Origin of the sequence: Rathayibacter sp. PhB179 (genome assembly GCF_004345345.1) — a bacterium.
GTDB lineage: Bacteria > Actinomycetota > Actinomycetes > Actinomycetales > Microbacteriaceae > Rathayibacter > Rathayibacter festucae.
Window position 1 is genome coordinate 123,115 of sequence record NZ_SLVD01000001.1, and the last position, 19,404, is coordinate 142,518.

The following is a 19,404-nucleotide window of genomic DNA, read 5'->3' on the forward strand; positions in this document are numbered from 1 at the left end:
GCGGGACATACGGCTCCTTGTTCACGAGGCGGCACCGGTGACGGTGCGGCGGTATTAGTTGACGGCGGTCAACTATTGACCGAGTGCAACTATATAGCCGAGCGAGGTGTTTCCGCCAGTGCTGTGCCCGTGCTGGTGAGTGAGCGTTCTCAGCGGGCGATGCGGCGCCGGCGGAGGAGCACGATCCCCGTCACGACCGCGGCCGCGAGCGCGACGAGGACCGCGACGCCGAGCGGCGAGCCGGCCGCGGCGCCGATCACCGCCCAGAGCACGGCGAAGCCGACCGTCGCGTAGATCAGCGCCCAGGCCGCGCAGCCCGGCAGCATCGCGAGCAGGTAGACGCCGAAGCGCATGCGGGCCGCTCCGGCCGCCGCGTTGATCATCGTCTGGAGACCGACGGTGAGGAAGCTCACGGTGACCGCGGGCGCCCCGTAGCGGGCGAGCAGTGCCGACGCGCGCTTCAGCGCCGGGGACTCCAGCCGCTGCCCCCACCGCCGCGAGGCCGCCCCGGTGACGACCGCCCGCGCGACCCAGTACGTCGCCTGCGCCCGCACCAGCACGATGACGAACAGCGCCGCGAGCAGTTCCACGAACCCCAGCTCGTCGAGGAAGGCGGGCATGCGGCGCCCCCCTCTCCTCGCTCGGCAGAAGGCAAGGCTACCCTTCCCTCCCCCGCGCCGAGTCATGGTGGTCGAGCAGCCCCGCCGGGGCGCATCGAGACCCGCCGCCCTCAGCAGGGCGGGTCTGCAGACTCGTCCGTCTGACGCGGGCGGATCTCGATACGCCCGCTCCGCGGGCTACTCGATCAGCATGGAGCGGTCCGCTCCGCGGCCCGCCCGATCAGCATGATGTGGCGCTCGTGCGCGCCGGCGCGCCTTTCGTGCTGGTCGAGCAGCCCCGCAGGGCGTATCCAGACCCGCCGTGATCAGGCGCGGACCCGCCGTGATCGCGCGGATGCCCGGCGCGGCTCCGACCCCGCCCCTAGGCTCGACGCATGGACAACATCGATCGGAAGATCCTCGATCTGCTGCGCCAGAACGCCCGCGCGGGCTACGGCGACATCGGCGGTGTCGTGGGGCTGTCCGCGTCCGCCGTCAAGCGCCGCGTCGACCGGCTGGTGGCCGACGGCGTCATCCGCGGCTTCACGATCAAGGTCGACCCCGCCGTCGACGGCATGGCCACCGAGGCCTACGTCGAGCTGTTCTGCCGCGGCACGGTCGCCCCCGACGAGCTGCGCCGCATCCTCTCGGCCGTCCCCGAGGTCGTCGACGCAGGCACGGTCACCGGCTCGGCCGACGCGATCGTGCACATCCGCTCGCGCGACATCCCGAGCCTCGAGCTCGCCCTCGAGAAGGTAAGGATCGCGCCGAACGTCGACCACACCCGCTCCGCGATCGTGCTCTCCCGCCTGATCCAGCGCGGCGAGGCCTAGCAAGAGCGCTCCCGCCTCAGTGCGAGCGGCCCGCGACCACGTCGGCGATCGTCGCGAGCGGTGACGTCGTCGCCCGGCCCCGCGCCTCCGCCGCGTCGGCCAGGCCGTAGGCGCGGTAGAGCGACGTGACCGCCAGCCAGCGCAGCGGCTCCGGCTCCCACGGCCGCACCCGGTGGCCCACCCACGGCAGCTCGGTGAGCGGCGTGCTCTCGCCGAGCACGAGGTCGCGCAGCGTGCGCCCGGCGAGGTTCGTCGCCGTGACACCGGTGCCGACGAAGCCGCCCGCCCAGCCGAGGCCGGTGGCGCGGTCGAGCCCGACGGTCGCGTGCCAGTCGCGGGGCACGCCGAGCACGCCGGACCAGACGTGCTCGATCCCGACGCCGCGCAGCACCGGGAAGAACCGCTCGAGGATCTCGCGCAGCCGGCCGACCGTGCGCGGATCGGTCGCCCCGTCGCGGTCGATCCGGGAGCCGAAGCGGTAGGGCACGCCCCGCCCGCCGATCGCGATGCGGTCGTCGGCCGTCCGCTGCGCGTACATGTAGGCGTGCGCCGCGTCGCCGAGGGTCTCGCGACCGGCCCAGCCGATCTCGTCCCAGACCTCGGGCGCGAGCGGCTCGGTCGCGATCAGCGACGAGTTCATCGGCAGCCACTCGCGGTGGTGTCCGGAGAGCCCGGCGGTGAAGCCCTCGGTCGCGCGCAGCACGATCGGCGCACGGACGACCCCGCGGGGTGTGACGGCCGCGCCGGGTCGGATCTCCTCCACCCGGGTGTCCTCGAAGATCCGCACGCCCAGCGCCTCGACCGTGCGGGCGAGTCCGGCCGCGAGCTTCGCGGGGTGCAGGCGCGCGCAGTGCGGGTGCCAGAGGCCGGCCGACGCGCCGCTGACCGCGATCCGCGCGGCCGTCTCCCGCTCGTCGAGCAGCTCGACGTCGGTGTGCGCGCGGGCACGGGCCGCCGCCGCAGTGGCCAGGAGCCGGGCCCGCTGCGCCTCGCCGCGCGCCACCTGGAACTCGCCGCCCTTGACGATGTCGGCGTCGATCCCCTCGGCGGCCGCGGCCTCGATCACCTCGTCGACCGTCTCGTTCATCGCGAGCTGGAAGCGGTCGACCGCCTGCGCCCCGTGCGAGCGGGCGTAGGAGGCGACGCCGCCGGTGATCTCGTTGGTCAGCCAGCCGCCGTTGCGACCGGAGGCGCCGAAGCCGGCGAAGCGCTGCTCGAGGATCGCGATCCGCAGCGACGGGTCGGCCTTCGCGAGCGAGTACGCCGTCCACAGGCCGGTGTAGCCGGCGCCGACGATGCAGACGTCGACGTCGAGCGGACCGGGCAGGGCGGCCCGAGGCGTGGAACGACCGAGGGAGGCCCACCAGAACGACACGTCGCCGTTGATCACAGTGGGCCTCCCCCGGTCTCGCGGATCTCAGCGGGCGAGAGTCCCGCGAAGGATCAGAGTCCCGAGCTCGGGAACGTCTGCATCATCTCCGAGAACAGCGCCGCGGTCCAGCCGATCGCGATGATGAAGGAGACCGCCACCACGCCGAGGAAGATCCACAGCGGGAGCAGGCCGCCGCCGGTCACGCGCTTCACGACGACGCTGCGCCCGATCACGTAGACGTACGGAGCGGCGAGGAACGCCCAGGCCCAGTGGAACGGGCGCTGCACGCCGGCCTTCTTCAGCTGCCGGTAGTCGAGGAACGCGAAGACGACCTCGGCCGCGTAGATCAGGAAGCCGACGACCTGCACGGCGCCGAGCCCGACGAGGTAGGCGGTCGACATCCCCATCGAGGCTCGCGGTCCGTAGGTCGACGAGACCGCCGAGTCGGCGATGGCCCCCGGCGAGAGCAGGAAGATCGACAGCGCCGACAGCAGCGGCAGGAGCACGACGACCCAGATCCACGGGGTGCTGGTGACGATGCTCGGGTCGCGCGGCTGCGGCGCGGGGCGGCCGGCGTAGGCGGGCTGCTGGCCGTACTGCTGGCCGGGCTGCTGGCCGTACTGCTGCGGGTACTGCTGGCTGTACTCCTGCGGCGGCTGCTGGCCGTGCTGGGGCTGCTGGCCGTACTGGGGCTGCTGAGCGTACGGCTGCTGCGGCGTCTGCTCGCCGTACCGCGGCTGCTGCGGGATCTCGCGCTCCGGAGCCGACTGACCGGACGCCGACTGGCCGTAGCTCGTGGCCTGGCCGCTCGAGGTCTCGCCGTAGGCGGGGCCGGCGACGGGCGGCACGATCGGCGGCTGCGGCGACGCGGGCGGCTGCGGTGCGCCCTGCGCAGCGGGAGGGGTCGGGGCAGCGGGAGGGGTCGGGGCGGCGGGAGCCGCGGCGGGGGCGTCGCGCAGCGAGTCGGTCCAGCCCTGGCCGTCCCACCAGCGCTGGCGCGGTGAGCCCGCGGGATCCGGGTACCAGCCGGCGCGCGGTCCGGAGGCCGAGGCAGCGCCCCGCTCCTGCTCGCCGTTCCGGTCGTCGCCGTGCTCGTTGCCGCCCTGGTCGTCCGTCATCGCGTCCTCCGCTCCCCTTCGGGCGCTCTGCCCGCCATCGGAGACGAGCGTATCGCCGCGATCCCCGGTCGCACCTGGACGCGGCCTTGCCGCGGCCTCTGCCGCGCCTGAGCGGACGCCGTGCGCCCACCTCCGCCAGGATGGACGGATGCCGCACCTCCTCCGCGCCCGCGCCCTGCTCTTCGACATGGACGGCACCCTCGTCGACTCCACCGCGATCGTGGAGACGATCTGGCGCTCCTTCGCGGAGCGCTTCGCCCTCGACCCCGCCGTCGTCCTGGGCGCCGTGCACGGGGTCCGCGCGGAGGACAGCGTCCGCCGCTTCGCCCCCGCGGGCAGCGACGTCGCGGGGATCGTCGACGAGCTGAACGCCTACGAGCTCGAGCACACGGAGGGCACGGTCGAGATCCCCGGCGCCGTCGCCTTCCTTGCCGCGCTTCCCCGCGACCGCGTCGCGCTGGTCACCTCGGCGAGCCCCGCGCTGGCCGCCGGTCGCCTCGCCGCCGCGGGCGTCCCCTCCCCCGCGGCCGTCGTCACCGCCGACGACGTCGTGCACGGCAAGCCGGCCCCCGACGGCTACCTCGCCGCCGCCGGGCTCCTCGGGGTCGACCCGGCCGACGCGGTCGTCTTCGAGGACGCCGAGGCCGGGATCCTCGCGGGTCTCGCCGCCGGCATGCGCGTCGTCGTCGTCGGCGCGCACGAGTCCGAGACCACCCGCGGGCTCCCGCGGATCCCGCACTACTCCGACGCGGGCGTCGAGCGCGACGGCGACGAGCTGGTGCTCACCCTGCCCTGAGCCGGCACGCGCCTCCGGCGCTCAGTACCGGATCGCGTCGATCACCTTCACCCGGACCGCCACGATCGCGGGCACGAGCCCGGCCAGCGCGCCCACGAGCGTCGCCGCCCCGAGCCCCAGCAGCGCCGCCTCGACCGGGAACGGCGGGATGTCGCTGATCCCGTTCTCCTTGACGAGCGCGACCGTCCACGGGTTCGTCACCAGGATCACCGCGATCGTCACGCCGACCACGCCGGCGACGACCGTCGCGACGACGCTCTCCATCATGATCGAGAAGAAGATCCGCCCCGAGGAGGCGCCGAAGCTGCGCCGGATGCCGATCTCGCGGATCCGCTGCCGCACGGTGACGAGCGCGATGTTGAGCAGTCCGAGCGCGCCGAGCGCCAGCACGAGGCCGGCGACACCGCCGATCACCCAGGTCAGCACCGCGAACGGGTCGGAGTCGTAGCTGAGGTAGTCCTGCCGGTAGACGTCCGCCTCGAAGCCCGGGCCGAGCGCCGCGGTGACGTCGCGCTTGACGGCCTCGATCAGCGGGTCCGCGATCTCGAGCGGCACCCACATCTCGTAGTTCGGCAGCTGCGGCCCGCCGAACGCGGGGTCCGCCTCGGGCGCGACCGCCGAGTAGGCGTCGACGAGCATCATCGCGCTCGGAGTGGTGTCGTACTGGTTCGAGGGCGTCACCCCGATCACGACCGCGGTCGTGTCGTGCTCCCCGCCGAGGAGGGTCGCGGTCGGGTGCGTCCGCAGGTCCGGGCGCCCGAGGCGGTCCCAGAAGACCTCGTTGATCACGAGAGCGGGAGCGAGCCGCCGCTCGTCGCCCTCGGCGAACCAGCTGCCGCTCGTCAGCTCCACCCGGTGCATCTCCGCGTAGGGCTGGTCGACCGCGGTGATCCCGACGTCGACCGCGCCGTCGGTGAACTGGACGCGGGTGCCGCCGTAGGTCGTGCGGCTCGCGTAGTCGATGCGGTAGCGCTCGAGCACCTTCTCCCAGGCGTTCTGCATCACGACCGGGTCGACGACGCCCTCGGGGCCGGTCGTGTAGGCGCTGATGTAGAGGCTCGCGGGCCGGCCGCCGCTGCGCTCCGAGACCTCGATGTTCGCCTGCCGGGCGATCCCGCCCGCGGCGACGACACCGGTGAGCGCCGCGACGGCCACCGCCACGCCGATCAGCGAGAGCAGCACGCGGCCGCGGTGGATCCGCAGCTCGGTCCACGCCTCGACGATCGCGCCAACGACGCCGGTGAGGCCGCCCATCAGTGCCGCCCCGAGCTCGTCGCGGGGGCGGCGGTCGCGGACGTCGAGGCGCTGAGCCTGCCGTGGTCGAGCCGGTAGTGCCGCTCGGCGCGGGCCGCGATCGCCGGGTCGTGGGTGATGGTGACCAGGGCCGAGCCGGACTCCTGGGCGATCTCGTCGAGCAGGCTCATCACGCTCTCGCCGGTGTCGGTGTCGAGCGCGCCGGTCGGCTCGTCGGCGAGGATCAGCCGCGGACGGCGCACCAGCGCGCGCGCGATGGCGATCCGCTGCTGCTCGCCGCCGGACATCCGGCCGGGCATCGAGTCGACCCGGTGCCCCAGCCCGACCCGCTCCAGCATCTCGGCGGCCAGCGACGCCCGCCGCCAGAACTCGGTGCCGGTCGCGTAGAGCAGCGGCGTCATCACGTTCTCGCGGGCGGTGCGGCCCTCGAGCAGATTGAACTGCTGGAAGATGAAGCCGATGCTGCCGCCGCGGATCCGCGCGCGGGCCCGCGAGGAGAGCGACTCGGTGGGCTTCCCCTCGAGCAGCATCCGCCCCTCGGTCGGCTCGTCGATCAGGCCGAGGATGTTCAGGAGCGTCGACTTGCCGGAGCCGCTGCGGCCGACGACCGAGACGTGGTCGCCCTCGCCGACCTCCAGGTCGACGCCGTCGAGGATGGTCAGCGGGGGTGCGTCGGGCAGGGGGACGACCTTGCGGATCCCCTCGAGCCGCAGGATCGTGCGCTTCCCGTCGGTCACGAGCCCGTCCGTCACGAGCAGTACACCGAGCCGTCGGCGTTCTGCACGCAGTTCCCCTCGAGCTGCTCGCCCTCGCCCGCGGCGGCGCCCGGCACGAACTGCAGGATCTCGGCGCCCTCGTCCACGCCGCCGGTGACCTCGATGCTGATCCCGTCGGTGAGGCCGAGGGTGACCGGGACCTCCTCGGTCGAGCCGTCCTCGGCGAGGCGGTAGACGACGCCCGACTCGGCGGTGCCCTCGACGGCGGTGGTCGGCACGACGAGCACGTTCTCGGCGAGGCCGCCCGCGAGGGTGACGGTGGCGGCGAGGCCGGGGAACACGGTCACCTCGCCCGGGACCTGGCAGCGGAAGCTGGTGCCGGATCCGCCGGTCGCGCCCGTGCCGCCGGTCTCGCCCGCGGGCGTCTCGCCCTCGCCTGCGAGCGGGGTGGTGATGGTGAGCCCGGTGCAGGTGAAGGCGGCGGGGCCGCCGGTGACGGCGATCTGCGCCTCGGTCGGCCGGTTCTGGATCCGGTACAGCTGCTCGGCGTCGATCGAGCCGGTGACCGCGTAGGTCGGCGGGGCGACCTGGCCGGTGACCTCGCCGACCGCGACGGCCTGGTCGTGGATGACGCCGAGGGCGCTGAGCACGCCGGCCGCCGGGGCGTAGACGCGCTCGAAGCGGACGGAGGGCGGCGGCTGGGTGACGGTGACCAGGCCGTCCGCGCCGGTCGTCTCGACGGGATCGCGCACGGTCTCGACGCGGATGTCGTAGATCAGGTCGCCCGAGGCGACGGTCGCGCCCTGGGTGATGTAGACGTCGTCGACGGTGCCGACGGCGGTCGCCTTGACCGGCACGGCCGGGTCGGCGGCGACGGTGCCCTGCAGCGTGAGGTCGTTGGTGACGGTGCCGCGGCCGACGACGACGGTCGGCTCGGTCAGCTCACCGGTGGGGACGGTCGGGTCGGCCTCGGCGGACCCGTCCGGGAAGAACGCGATCTTGACCAGCGCGACCGCGACGGCCCCGACGACCACCAGCCAGAGGATCGGGAACACCCATCGTCGAACCGCACCCATGTCTGTCCCCCGACTCCGGCGCCCGTGCGCCCTGCGGCGCTCCCCCGTGGCGCGCCGATCGGCAGCCTATCGACCGCGTGACGCACCGCGCGTCAGCCGCTGTGACTACTCCGGGGGCGGGTCTCGATACGCCCCTCCGGGGCTACTCGACCAGCATGGTGCGGCGGGCCCATGCTGATCGAGTAGCCCGCGCAGCGGGCGTATCGAGATCCACCGGCGTCAGGCGCCGAGCTTCGCGACGACCGCGGCGACGCGGCGCGCCCGCGTCTCGGCGGCCTTCGCGCCCTCGACGGCGGTGACGTGGGCCTTCCGCGCACTCGGCGAGAGGGCGTCGAAGGCGGCGGTGGCCCCGGCCGCGCTCAGCGCGGCGGCGAGGTCCTCCGGCACGGCGACCGTGCGCGGGGCGGAGTCGAGCTCGAGGTCGACCTCGATCGCGTCCCCGCCGGCAAGACCCGACGCGGCGCGCTTCTCCGACGAGAAGGAGATCAGCGCACGGCCGCCCATCGCACCGACCGTGCCTCGGAAGGCGTAGCCGTTGACGACGACGCTCACCGCGGGCCGCTTGCCGCCGCCGAGGGCGTCGAGCACCTCGGACGGAACCTCGATGCCGGTGTTGTTGCCGATCTGGAAGAGCGTCGTCGTGTAGCGCACGGGACGAGGATGGCACGCGGTGGGGATGCCCGCCAGGGGCTCAGCAGTCGCGGTCGGCCGGGTCCTCGCCGTCCTGCCGGCCGGGATCGCCGAGCGCCGAGCGCACGGCGTCGACGGTCATCCGGCCCTCCGGATCGAGGCGGGTGAGCATCCGCGTCATGATGTCGGCGAGCTGCGGGATCTGCTCCGCGTCGAGCGGGTCGATGACGTCCGCGAGCACCGTCGCGACGTGACCCGGGGCGGTGTCGACGATCTTTTGCAGCCCGGCATCCGTGAGCACCGCGTTGGTCGCGCGCCCGTCGGTCGGGCACGGCCGGCGCTCCAGGTAGCCGCGGGCGACGAGCCGGGTGACGACGTGCGAGAGCCGCGGGAGGGTGGCGTTCGTGCGGGCGGCGAGCGTCGTCATCCGCAGGGCCCGGTCGGGCGCCTCCGACAGCATCGCGAGCGTCATGTACTCGAAGTGGGTCAGCCCCGCGTCGCGCTGCAGCTGGGTGTCGAGCGCGCCGGGCAGCAGCTCGACCACCGCGACGAACCGCAGCCACGCCGCCAGCTGCTCCTGCGTGAGCCAGCGCGTACCCGCCGCACCCGCCGCTCCCCCGTCATCCATCCCCCCACCCTACCGCTTTGTTGCCGCGACAAGTAAGCGGAGCGAGCGAACGCCCGTGACAGGAAGCCTCCGAATCGGCGCCCACTCTCAAGGCGATCCGCGGATTCGCGTGCCAGCGAATCCGCGAAGCCGAACGCACCCCGCTCTGCGAAACGCGCCCGCCTCGCGAGCCGACCGCGCCGAGCCGCACAGGGGGCGGCTCGGAAGACAACTCAGACGACGTCGTCGGACAGATCGATCGACGCTCCGAAGCGGTGGTTGGTGATCGAGATCGACTGCTCCCGGAGGAAGGGCAGCAGCTCCACCCGGCCGGCCGGAGTGACGGGGTCGGCGTAGATCGCGACGTCGGGCGAGCCGCCGAGCGCCTCGGCGAGCGCCGTCGACAGCGGCACCCGCGAGCCGTCCGCGCGCACGAGCGGGACGGGCTTGCCGGTGCTGCCGCGGGTCATGCCGCTGACCACGTCGGTGAAGGAGCGGGTGGAATCGCGGACGCTCTGCAGCGCCTCGATCGAGGAGTCCGGGCCGAGCGACGGCGCGGTGCCGCCCTGGGGTCCGCCGAACTCGTCGACCCGGTCCGAGACGATGTCGCCGACGATCCGGATCCGCGAGGCGGTGATCCGGCCGGCCGCGGCGCGGGCGAGCCACTGCGCGTCCGACTCCACGATCACCTTCGGCGCCAGGCCCGCCATCTCGAGCAGCTCGTCGCCGGCGAGCATCCCGGCGACCTTGGGCGGCAGCGGGATCGACGTCGACACGTCCAGGCGCGCCCGCACGAGCAGCGCCGCGGCGATGACGCGGAGGAGCTCGCCGAGGTCGCCGCCGTCGGCCAGCCGCACGGCGACCGGCACCCGGAGGTAGCGGAACAGATTGCGCTCGACGCCGACCTTCGAGATGTCGGAGACGACGCCGAACTCGGTCGCCCAGGCGAGCTGGTCCGAGAGCGCCGAACGGCGCAGCAGGTCGAACTGCTCGAACTGCAGCGAGGACTGCGCGGCCTCGATGAACTGCCGGGCGCGGTCGTCCAGGCCCCGGAGGTGCAGGGTCGTCGACGGGCGGGCCGGCGAGGGCTTCCAGGAGCCGAGCCCGATCAGGTGGTTCGGCCCGCCGGCCTTGGCCCCGCCACCGACGGAGGAGCGCTTCCAGCCGCCGAACGGCTGGCGGCGGACGATCGCCCCGGTGATGCCGCGGTTGACGTAGAGGTTGCCGGCCTCGACCGAGTCGAGCCAGAGCGCGAGCTCGTCCGAGTGCAGCGAGTGCAGCCCGGCGGTGAGGCCGTAGTCCGTGGCGTTCTGCAGGCGGATCGCGTCCTCGAGGGTCGCGGCGTGCATGATGCCGAGCACCGGGCCGAAGAACTCGGTGAGGTGGGCGTAGCTGTTCTCGGTGACGCCCTCGCGCACACCCGGCGACCACAGCCGCCCGGTGTCGTCGAGGCGCTTCGGCTCGACGAGCCAGGACTCCCCCGCGCCGAGGGTGGTCAGCGCGTGCGCGAGCTTGCCGGTCGGCTTCTCGATCAGCGGGCCCATCGCGGCGGCCGGGTCGCTCGGCCAGCCGACGCGGAGGGACGTGACGGCGTCGACCAGCTGCGCGCGGAACCGCTTCGAGCGGGCGACCGAGCCGACGAGGATCACCAGGGAGGCGGCCGAGCACTTCTGCCCGGCGTGCCCGAAGGCGCTCCGCACGATGTCGGCGACAGCGAGGTCGTAGTCCGCGTGCGGGGTGACGACGATCGCGTTCTTGCCGCTGGTCTCGGCGAGCAGCGGCAGGTCGGGGCGCCAGGAGCGGAAGAGCTTCGCCGTCTCGTAGGAGCCGGTGAGCAGCACCCGGTCGACCAGCGGGTCGGTGATCAGGGCGCGGCCGAGCGTCTCCTCGTCGAGGTCGACGAGCGCGACGAGGTCCTGCGGGATCCCGGCGTCCCAGAGCGCCTCCACGAGCACCGCGGCCGAGCGCCGGGCCTGCGGGGCCGGCGTGACGACGACTCCGGAGCCCGCGGCGAGCGCCGCGAGGATCGAGCCGGCCGGGATCGCGACGGGGAAGTTCCACGGCGGAGCGACCACGGTGACCCGCTCGGGCACGAAGGTGGCGCCACCGACGGCGTCCAGCTCGCGGGCGCGGGTGGCGTAGTAGTGGGCGAAGTCGATCGCCTCGGACACCTCGGGGTCGGCCTCGGCGACCGTCTTGCCGGTCTCGGAGGCCATCACCTCGATCAGCCGGTCGCGGTTGGCCGCGAGCGCGAGCCCCGCGCGGTCGAGGATCGCGGCGCGGTCGTAGCCGAGGCGCTCGCCCCAGCGCTCCGCCCGGAGCGCGACCCGGCGCAGCAGCTCCTGCAGCTCCGCCGCGTCGGTGATCCGGGCGCGGTCGGCCGCGAGGGTGCCGATGGTCGATCGCGCGATGCGGTCGGTGATCAGCCGGGCCCAGCGGCGGTTGCCCGGGAGCGCCGGGTCGGTGTCGGGCTCGTTGCGGAAGGCGCTGGTCGCCGCGGTCGCCCCGGAGCCGCGGCGCAGCCCCAGCACCGCCTCGGTGAGACCCTCGGCGGCCGGATCCTGCACACGGGCGCCGGCGCCGGCGTGCTCGCGCACGAGACGGACACCGGAGCCGGACGACCACTCGCGGAGGCGGTCCTGAATGCGGTTCGGGGTCGGCACCGTGTCGTCGAGCGCCTCGAGCGAGGCGCGGAAGCGGCCGAGCTCGCGCTGCAGCACGCTCTCGTCCTCGAGCTCGAAGACGGCCGAGAGGAAGTTCTCCGGGCTGGAGTTCTCCTCCAAGCGGCGGATCAGGTACGAGATCGCGACGTCGAATTCGCGCGGGTGCACGACCGGCGTGTAGAGCAGGAGCCGGCCGACGTCCTCGCGGACGGCGCGCGCCTGACCGGTCGCCATGCCGAGCAGCATCTCGATGTCGACCGCGTCGGCGACGCCGCGCTCGTTCGCGGTGATCCAGGCCCAGGCGATGTCGAAGAGGTTGTGACCGGCCACGCCGATCCGGACCGCGTCCGTCCGCTCGGGCCGCAGCGCGTAGTCGAGCAGCCGCTTGTAGTTCGTGTCGGCCTCGGCCTTGCTGCCGACCGTCGCGAGCGGCCAGTCGTGGATCGCCGCGTCCACCCGCTCCATCGCGAGGTTCGCGCCCTTCACCACGCGGACCTTGATCGGCGCTCCGCCGAGCCGCCGGCGCTCGGTCGCCCACTCCGTCAGCGAGGCCAGCACGCCGAGGGCGTCGGGGAGATACGCCTGCAGCACGATGCCGGCCTCGAGCTGCTGCATCCCCGGCTGCTCGAGGAGACGGCGGAACACCGCGACCGTGAGGTCGAGGTCCTTGTACTCCTCCATGTCGAGGTTGATGAACTTGGGCTCCGGGCTCGCCGCGGCGAACTGGTAGAGCGGGGTCAGCCGCTGCACGACGCGGTCGACGGCCTCGTCGAACGCCCACATCGAGAGCTGGCTGGCGATGCTGGAGACCTTGATGCTCACGTAGTCGACGTCGTCGCGCTCGAGCAGCCGCCGGGTGCCCTCGAGGCGCCGGTCGGCCTCGCGCTCGCCGAGCACGGCCTCGCCGAGCAGGTTGAGGTTGAGGCGGTCGCCGCCCTCGCGCAGCCGGCGGATCGCCGAGCCGAGCCGGGCGTCGGAGGCGTCGACGACGAGGTGGCCCACCATCCGGCGCAGCACCTGGCGGGCCGCCGGGACGACGACCCACGGCAGCACCGGGCCGACGGCGCCGCCGGTCGCGACCGCGGCGCGCAGGTAGGAGGGGAGGAACGCGGGGGTCTTCGCGGTCAGCGCGGCGAGGTTCTCGGCCGCGACCACCGGGTCCTCCGGGCGGGCGACCCCGTCGACGAAGCCGACCGTGAAGTCGAGACCGTTCGGATCCTGCAGGACACCGGCGAGGCGCTGCGCCGCGGGGTCGACCGGGAACGCCCGGCTGCGCACCAGCCAGCGGCGCACCAGCGCCTCGACGCGGGACAGGATCGGCGCCTCGACGTCGAACTCGGGCTTCTGCCGGGGCAGCCGCAGCGCCATGCCGGTCTGGTACTGGCCGGTGTCGCTCAGGGCGTGGCGGTCGACCTTCTCGTCGCGCTCGGTCGGCTCGTCGTGCTCGGTCGGCTCGTCGTGCTCGGTCGGCTCGTCCGGCTCGTCCGTCCGGTCCTGCGGGTCGATCGTCTCGTCCTGCTCCGGGTCGTTCCCGGGCACGGCTGAGGGCGTCGACTTCTCCATCCCCCGAGGCTATGCCCGAGCCGGTGCGACGGCCGGTCGTGTCGCCCCGTCTGTGGACACTCGACGGAGAACTGCCGCTGTGGACGGCCCCCGTCGAGTGGCGATGGACGCGAGCCCGGTGGAGGAGCACCATGGGCGCACCCGACACTCCCGCTCCCGATCGGAGACCCCGATGGATCCGCTGCCCATCCCCCGCGCCGCGATGATCGCCGCGCAGGCCCTGATCGACAGCTCCGCGTCCTACGACGGCGAGGCGACCGGCACCGTCAACCGCGCCGTCCTCGAGCGCGCGCTGAGCCCGATCGAGAACGGCGTGCTGGACGAGGACGGCGTCGTCGTGCCCACCTCCTCGGACGTCGCCGGCGCCGCGGTGATCTGCCTCACCTGGCTGACCGGCCGCCTCGTCGAGGCGAGCGGCCGCTCGAGCGAGGAGATCCTCTTCTCCCTGCGCGAGTTCGTCACCGAGGCGCTGCGCAGCGACGAGCCCTGACCGCCGCGCGCCACACTGGGAACCATGGCCCGACGCGACAGGCACCGCACCCGAGACCTCTCCGAGCGCAGCGGCACCGCGCCCGGCCCGCTGCGCTCCGACACCCCCGCCGCGGTCGATCCCTCGGTCGACGTCGTGATCGTCGGCGCCGGTCACAACGGACTGGTCGCGGCGGCCTACCTCGCCCAGGCCGGACTCGACGTCCTCGTCCTCGAGCGCGGTGCGCGCGCGGGCGGCGCGACCGTCTCGGAGTACCCGTTCCGCGGCGTCGAGGCGCGGCTCAGCCGCTACTCCTACCTCGTCAGCCTCCTGCCGCCGTCGATCCTCGCCGATCTGCGGGTCGACGTGCCGCTCGTGCGCCGCCGCTACTCCTCCTACACGCCCGACCCCGCCGATCCGACGCGCGGGCTGCTCGTCGACACCGGCGACGAGGCCGCGACCGCCGCCTCCTTCGCGCGGATGGGCACCCCGGAGGACGCCGAGACCTTCGCCGACTTCTCCCGGCACACCTCGCGGCTGGCGCGCGCGCTCTGGCCGACCCTCACCCAGCCGCTGCTGCGGCGGGAGGAGGCGCGGCGGCTCGTCGGCGAGGACGCGATCTGGCGGGCGATGATCGAGCGGCCGATCGGCGAGGTGATCGAGCGGAACATCGCGGGCGACGCGGCGCGCGGCGTCCTGCTCACCGACGCGCTGATCGGCACCTTCGCCAGGGCCGGCGACGCCGACCTCGCGCAGAACCGCTGCCTGCTCTACCACGTGATCGGCGGCGGCACCGGCGACTGGGACGTCCCGGTCGGCGGCATGGGCAGTGTCTCCGGTGCGCTGGAGCGAGCGGCCCGGAACGCCGGCGCGCGGATCCTCACCGGCGCCGAGGTGACGAGCGTGGATCCGGCCGGCGAGGTCGTCTACCGCCGCGGACCGCGCAGCCGCCGGGTGCGGACGCGCTTCGTGCTCTCCAACGTCGCCCCGTTCGTCCTCGACAGGCTGCTGGGCGACGGCGAGGCCCTGCGCCCGGGAGTCCGGCGCCCCGAGGGCGCGCAGGTGAAGGTCAACCTGGTGCTGCGCCGCCTGCCGCGCCTGCGCGACGAGAGCGCCGCCCCGGAGGCGGCCTTCGGCGGCACCTTCCACGTCAACGAGGGCTACCGCCAGCTCGACGAGGCCCACCGCGCCGCGGAGCAGGGCCGCGTGCCCTCGCCGATCCCCTGCGAGATCTACTGCCACTCGCTGACCGATCCGACGATCCTCTCCCCGGAACTCGCCGCGAGCGGCGCGCACACGCTCACCGTCTTCGCCCTGCACGTCCCCGACCGGCTGCTGACCGGCGACGACGCTCCGACGCGCGAGCAGCTCGAGACCGCGATCCTCGACTCGATCGACTCCGTGCTCGCCGAGCCGATCCGCGAGCTGCTGCTCCTGGACGCCGACGGGAACCCCTGCATCGAGACGCGCACGACCCGCGACCTGGAGGAGAGCCTCGGCCTGCCCGGCGGCCACATCTTCCACGGACCGCTGTCCTGGCCGTTCGCGGAGGACGACGAGCCGCTGGACACCCCCGCCCAGCGCTGGGGCGTGGCCACCGAGCACCCGCGGGTGCTGCTCTGCGGCGCGGGCGCGCGCCGCGGCGGCGGGGTCTCCGGGATCGGCGGCCAGAACGCGGCGATGGCGGTGCTGGAGGCGCTCGGCGCCTGAGAGCGGGACCGCCTCAGTGCACTCGGCGGATCAGTGCACTCGGCGGATCAGTGCCACCGGTGGTCCTGGATCGTCATCCGCGGGCCGTGCCGCGGCTTGCGCGCGCCGCTCGTCCCGATCAGGCGGATGATCCGCTGCCGGTGCCCGCGCCACGGCTCGAGCAGCTCGAGCATCCCGTCGTCGTCGACCCCGAGGCGCCCGGTCAGCGCGAAGCCGACCGCCGCGGCCAGGTGGTAGTCGCCCACGCTCACCGCGTCCGGGTCGCCGTGGGCCCGCATCATCACCTCGGACGCCGTCCACGGCCCGATGCCGGGCACCGACTGCAGGCGCTGCGCCACCACCTCGCCGCCGCGGCCGAGGGCCAGCGTGCGCTCGAGCCCCTTCGCCACCAGCGCCGCCGTGAGCACGGTGCGCGAGCGCCGCGGGTCGACACCCGCCCGGTGCCAGTCCCAGGACGGGACCCGGCGCCACTGCTCGGCCGACGGCGCCACGTGCAGCGGCACCGGCCCGGGAGCCGGCTCGCCGTGCAGCCGCACCAGCGCGCGGTAGGCGCGCCACGCCTCCGTGCTGGTGACCTTCTGCTCCAGGATCGACGGCGCCAGCATCTCGAAGACGAGGTTCGCCCGGGTCAGCCGCAGCCCCGCCGAGCGGCGCAGCACCTCGGCCAGCGGACCGTGCGCGGAGAGATCGAGCGCGCTCCAGTCGTCGCCGTGGCCGAGCAGCTCGGGCACGTGATCGATCAGCCACTCCGCGCCCTCGCCCCAGGCCCGCGCGTGCACGGCGCCGTCGGCCGCCTGCCGCAGGTGCAGCGTGCCGGGGCCGAGCGGCGTGCGGAAGGCGCGCCAGAAGCCGGTCGCGTCGATGAGCATCGTCGGGTCGCCCGAGCCGCGCAGCAGCGTGCGGAGGGTGAGCGCGAGGCTCACCGGCACGGCGGGCGCGTAGACCGTGGCCAGGAACGGCACGGGAGCGGGGACGGCGGACGACACGCAGCGATGGTAGCCGCGGCCGCCGACACTCGCGGAGGGACCCGGAACGGCGGGCTGATCAGGTGTCCCGCAGAACTGCCATCCACGACGTGTTCGGAGCGGCGGGCGCCCCGGATTGGTTCAGACCGGATGAACACATGCGCAATCTGGATCGCCCGATTCCGCTAGGCAGTGCCCCGATTCCGGGCGTAGTTTCGCGCTGTCGCGGCACAGTCCGTCAGCCCGGCCAACCGCCTATCACTGGAGATGCGCACATGTTCGACACCACATTCATCCGCAACGCGATCGTCAGGAGCTCGGAGACGGCTCTCGACCGTCGCCGCTTCTTCGAGGCCACCGGCGTCGCCGGACTCGGCATCGGAGCGGCGGCCCTGGCCTCCGCCCCCGCCGCCTCGGCCGAAGAGGTCGCCGCTGAGGGCCCCGGCGACGCCGCCGTCCTCAACTTCGCGCTCAACCTCGAGTACCTCGAGGCCGAGTTCTACCTCCGCGCCGTCACTGGCTCCGGCCTCGCGAGCAGCGACACCGGCGGCACCGGCAAGCTCGGCGGCGTCAAGGGCGGCCGCGCCGTCCCGTTCAAGACCCCGTGGCTGAAGTCCTTCGCCCGCGAGGTCGCCAACGACGAGAAGGCGCACGTCAAGTTCCTCCGCGGCCAGCTCGGCGCTGCCGCCGTCGCCCGCCCCTCCATCAACCTCGAGGCCAGCTTCAACGCGGCGGCAGCCGCGGCCGGCCTCATCCCCGCGGGCGGCACGTTCGACCCGTTCCTCAACGAGCAGAACTTCCTGCTCGGCGCCTTCGTCTTCGAGGACGTCGGAGTCACCGCCTACAAGGGCGCTGCCCCCCTCATCCAGTCGAAGCTCTACCTGGAGGCGGCCGCCGGCATCCTCGCGGTGGAGGCGTACCACGCCGGTGCCATCCGCTCGGCGATCTACAGCGCCGGTCTCGACGTGCAGGCGGGCAAGCTGTCCGACGCGCGCGACAGCCTCGACGGCCCCACCGACGACGACCAGGGCGTCAAGGTCGACGGGCAGGCAAACATCCAGCCCACCGACGCCAACGGCATCGCCTTCAGCCGCAACCCCGGCCAGGTCCTGAACGTCGTCTACCTCAACAGCAAGGCCGCGACCTCCGGTGGATTCTTCCCCGCCGGCGTCAACGGCGTCGTCAACACCAGCCAGGCCAACTAGTCACTGACACTCTCTAGTCCCTGAACGACGAAGGGCCCTTCCTCGAGGCGGCGAGGAGGGGCCCTTCGTCGTATCCGGCCGGAGCGGGCGACCCGACCCCGTGCCCGCGTCCTCTACTCTGAGCGGGTGAAGATCGGGATCCTGACCTCCGGGGGCGACTGCCCCGGGCTGAACGCCGTCATCCGCGGTGCCGTGTACAAGGGCATCAAGGTGTACGACCAAGAATTCGTTGGCTTCCGCAACGGGTGGCGCGGAGTGGTCGACGGCGACCTCCTCCCCCTCGGGCGGCCCGAGATCCAGGGCATCGCCAAGCAGGGCGGCACGATCCTCGGCACGAGCCGGACGAACCCCTTCGAGGGCGACAACGGCGGCCCCGAGAAGATCGCCGAGATGATGCACCGCAACGGCATCGACTCGATCATCGCGATCGGCGGCGAGGGCACCCTGGCCGCGGCGAAGCGCCTCACCGACGCGGGCCTCAAGATCGTCGGCGTCCCGAAGACCATCGACAACGACCTCGGCGCCACCGACTACACCTTCGGCTTCGACACCGCCGTCGGCATCGCCACCGACGCGATGGACCGCCTGCGCACCACCGGCGACTCGCACGGCCGCTGCATGGTCGCCGAGGTCATGGGCCGCCACGTCGGCTGGATCGCGCTGCACTCCGGCATGGCCGCCGGCGCGCACGTCATCCTCATCCCGGAGAAGAAGACCTCGATCGAGCAGATCGTCGAGTGGGTGCAGAGCGCCCAGGACCGCGGGCGCGCCCCGCTCGTCGTCGTCGCCGAGGGGTTCTCGCTCGACTCGATGGACGACGCGCACTCCGAGCGCGGCCTCGACGCCTTCGGCCGCCCGCGCCTGGGCGGCATCGGCGAGATGCTCGCTCCGATGATCGAGGACCGCACCGGCATCGAGACCCGCGCCACCACGCTCGGCCACATCCAGCGCGGCGGCACCCCCAGCGCCTTCGACCGCGTCCTCGCCACCCGCCTCGGCATGGCCGCGGCCGACTCCGTCGTCGCCGAGCACTGGGGCCGCATGGTCGCCCTGCGCGGCACCGACATCTACCACGTCGACTTCGCCGAGGCCCTCGGCACCCTGAAGACGGTGCCCGACTCCCGCTACGAGGAGGCGCGCACCCTCTTCGGGTAGCGCGGATCTCGAGACGCCCGTTGCGCGGATGCTCGGTCAGCACGCTGCATGCTGGTCGAGTAGCCGCGCAGCGGCGTATCGAGACCCGCCGTCGTCAGCCCTTCGCGCCGTCCGGGGTCGCCGTCGCGACCAGCACCGCTCGCGCGAGCGTGTGGAAGTGCGCGTTGAAGCCGAGGATCGCCGGCGTCGACTCCGGGTCGAGCTCGAGCTCCTCGACGTCGAGCGCGTGCACGACGAAGAAGTAGCGGTGCTCGCGGTCCGGCGGTGCCGCTCCGATGAACTGGCGCAGCCGCATCTCGTTCGGCAGCGTCTGAGCGCCCGCGGGCAGCAGCTCGAATCCGGCCGCCCCGGCGCCGGTCGGCAGCTCGGTGGTGTCGGCCGGCAGGTTGTAGACCGCCCAGTGCCAGAAGCCCGAGCCGGTGGGCGCGTCCGGATCGAACACGGTCACCGCGAAGCTCTTGGTCTCGGCGGGCGCTCCCGACCAGCGCAGCTGCGGCGAGACGTCCTCGCCGCCCGAGCCCTCGCCGTAGTGGCGCGGGGCGAGCGCTGCGCCGTCGCTGATGTCGTCGCTCTCGAGGGTGAAGGTCGGCACCTCGCCGAGGCGGGCGTAGGGGTCGTAGTTCCAGTCGGACATCCGGTTCTCCGTTCGGGCGCGGCAGTCGCGCGCCTGGGT

The 19,404-nt window shown here is 73.6% G+C and carries 17 protein-coding genes; 6 read left to right on the plus strand and 11 right to left on the minus strand.

What is annotated here, in order from left to right:
• Positions 1-149: 149 nt before the first annotated feature.
• Positions 150-620 carry a VTT domain-containing protein gene (locus EDF43_RS00595; protein ID WP_132434798.1) on the minus strand — a complete coding sequence of 157 codons (471 nt, stop codon included), beginning with the start codon at positions 618-620 and terminating at the stop codon, positions 150-152.
• 374 nt (positions 621-994) lie between these two features.
• Here EDF43_RS00595 and EDF43_RS00600 point away from each other — a divergent pair, with 374 nt between their 5' ends.
• Positions 995-1,432 (plus strand): Lrp/AsnC family transcriptional regulator, encoded by a 438-nt coding sequence (locus EDF43_RS00600; RefSeq protein WP_055786568.1) that lies wholly within the window; start codon positions 995-997, stop codon positions 1,430-1,432.
• A gap of 16 nt (positions 1,433-1,448) precedes the next feature.
• Here EDF43_RS00600 and EDF43_RS00605 read toward each other — a convergent pair whose 3' ends face one another.
• Together EDF43_RS00605 and EDF43_RS00610 are read right to left on the minus strand one after the other, a co-directional pair.
• Entirely contained in the window at positions 1,449-2,822 is a 1,374-nt protein-coding gene (locus EDF43_RS00605) for an FAD-dependent oxidoreductase (protein ID WP_132434800.1), read from the minus strand.
• Positions 2,823-2,875: 53 nt separating this feature from the next.
• Complete coding sequence (locus tag EDF43_RS00610; protein WP_165908967.1) at positions 2,876-3,922, minus strand: DUF2510 domain-containing protein; 1,047 nt, start codon at positions 3,920-3,922, stop codon at positions 2,876-2,878.
• Positions 3,923-4,070: 148 nt separating this feature from the next.
• On the opposite strand from EDF43_RS00610, the gene EDF43_RS00615 reads away from it, so the two are divergent.
• A complete protein-coding gene (locus EDF43_RS00615) occupies positions 4,071-4,718 on the plus strand; it encodes an HAD-IA family hydrolase (RefSeq protein WP_132434804.1) in 648 nt (215 codons plus the stop codon).
• Positions 4,719-4,739: 21 nt separating this feature from the next.
• Here EDF43_RS00615 and EDF43_RS00620 read toward each other — a convergent pair whose 3' ends face one another.
• The 6 genes from EDF43_RS00620 to EDF43_RS00645 all read right to left on the minus strand — a co-directional run bounded on the left by EDF43_RS00620 (position 4,740) and on the right by EDF43_RS00645 (position 13,227).
• On the minus strand, positions 4,740-5,972 hold the full coding sequence (locus tag EDF43_RS00620) for an ABC transporter permease (RefSeq protein WP_132434806.1): 1,233 nt from the start codon (positions 5,970-5,972) through the stop codon (positions 4,740-4,742).
• The gene (locus EDF43_RS00625) at positions 5,972-6,709 is read right to left on the minus strand and encodes an ABC transporter ATP-binding protein (protein WP_123735562.1); all 738 of its coding nucleotides are present in this window, start codon (positions 6,707-6,709) and stop codon (positions 5,972-5,974) included. The genes EDF43_RS00620 and EDF43_RS00625 overlap by 1 nt, the downstream gene beginning before the upstream one ends.
• Positions 6,710-6,720: 11 nt before the next feature.
• Positions 6,721-7,743 carry an efflux RND transporter periplasmic adaptor subunit gene (locus EDF43_RS00630; protein WP_132434808.1) on the minus strand — a complete coding sequence of 341 codons (1,023 nt, stop codon included), beginning with the start codon at positions 7,741-7,743 and terminating at the stop codon, positions 6,721-6,723.
• Between the two features lie 240 nt (positions 7,744-7,983).
• The gene (locus EDF43_RS00635) at positions 7,984-8,415 is read right to left on the minus strand and encodes a DUF1905 domain-containing protein (RefSeq protein WP_132434810.1); all 432 of its coding nucleotides are present in this window, start codon (positions 8,413-8,415) and stop codon (positions 7,984-7,986) included.
• 40 nt (positions 8,416-8,455) lie between these two features.
• The gene (locus EDF43_RS00640; protein WP_123734904.1) at positions 8,456-9,022 is read right to left on the minus strand and encodes a MarR family transcriptional regulator; all 567 of its coding nucleotides are present in this window, start codon (positions 9,020-9,022) and stop codon (positions 8,456-8,458) included.
• 212 nt (positions 9,023-9,234) lie between these two features.
• Positions 9,235-13,227: a bifunctional proline dehydrogenase/L-glutamate gamma-semialdehyde dehydrogenase gene (locus tag EDF43_RS00645; protein ID WP_243580993.1), complete on the minus strand. Its 3,993-nt coding sequence runs from the start codon at positions 13,225-13,227 to the stop codon at positions 9,235-9,237.
• A 172-nt stretch (positions 13,228-13,399) separates the two neighbouring features.
• On the opposite strand from EDF43_RS00645, the gene EDF43_RS00650 reads away from it, so the two are divergent.
• Positions 13,400-13,717 (plus strand): hypothetical protein, encoded by a 318-nt coding sequence (locus EDF43_RS00650; RefSeq protein ID WP_123701821.1) that lies wholly within the window; start codon positions 13,400-13,402, stop codon positions 13,715-13,717.
• A gap of 24 nt (positions 13,718-13,741) precedes the next feature.
• Positions 13,742-15,406 (plus strand): NAD(P)/FAD-dependent oxidoreductase, encoded by a 1,665-nt coding sequence (locus EDF43_RS00655; RefSeq protein ID WP_207901591.1) that lies wholly within the window; start codon positions 13,742-13,744, stop codon positions 15,404-15,406.
• A gap of 47 nt (positions 15,407-15,453) precedes the next feature.
• Here EDF43_RS00655 and EDF43_RS00660 read toward each other — a convergent pair whose 3' ends face one another.
• A complete protein-coding gene (locus EDF43_RS00660) occupies positions 15,454-16,392 on the minus strand; it encodes a DNA-3-methyladenine glycosylase (RefSeq protein ID WP_132434812.1) in 939 nt (312 codons plus the stop codon).
• Positions 16,393-16,646: 254 nt separating this feature from the next.
• On the opposite strand from EDF43_RS00660, the gene EDF43_RS00665 reads away from it, so the two are divergent.
• Together EDF43_RS00665 and EDF43_RS00670 are read left to right on the plus strand one after the other, a co-directional pair.
• A complete protein-coding gene (locus tag EDF43_RS00665) occupies positions 16,647-17,576 on the plus strand; it encodes a ferritin-like domain-containing protein (protein WP_123701817.1) in 930 nt (309 codons plus the stop codon).
• Between the two features lie 126 nt (positions 17,577-17,702).
• Positions 17,703-18,731, plus strand: coding sequence for a 6-phosphofructokinase (locus EDF43_RS00670; protein ID WP_132434814.1), 1,029 nt, complete (start codon positions 17,703-17,705; stop codon positions 18,729-18,731).
• 94 nt (positions 18,732-18,825) lie between these two features.
• Here EDF43_RS00670 and EDF43_RS00675 read toward each other — a convergent pair whose 3' ends face one another.
• Positions 18,826-19,365, minus strand: a complete 540-nt coding sequence (locus EDF43_RS00675) for a YbhB/YbcL family Raf kinase inhibitor-like protein (RefSeq protein ID WP_123701810.1) — start codon at positions 19,363-19,365, stop codon at positions 18,826-18,828.
• Positions 19,366-19,404 lie beyond the last annotated feature (39 nt).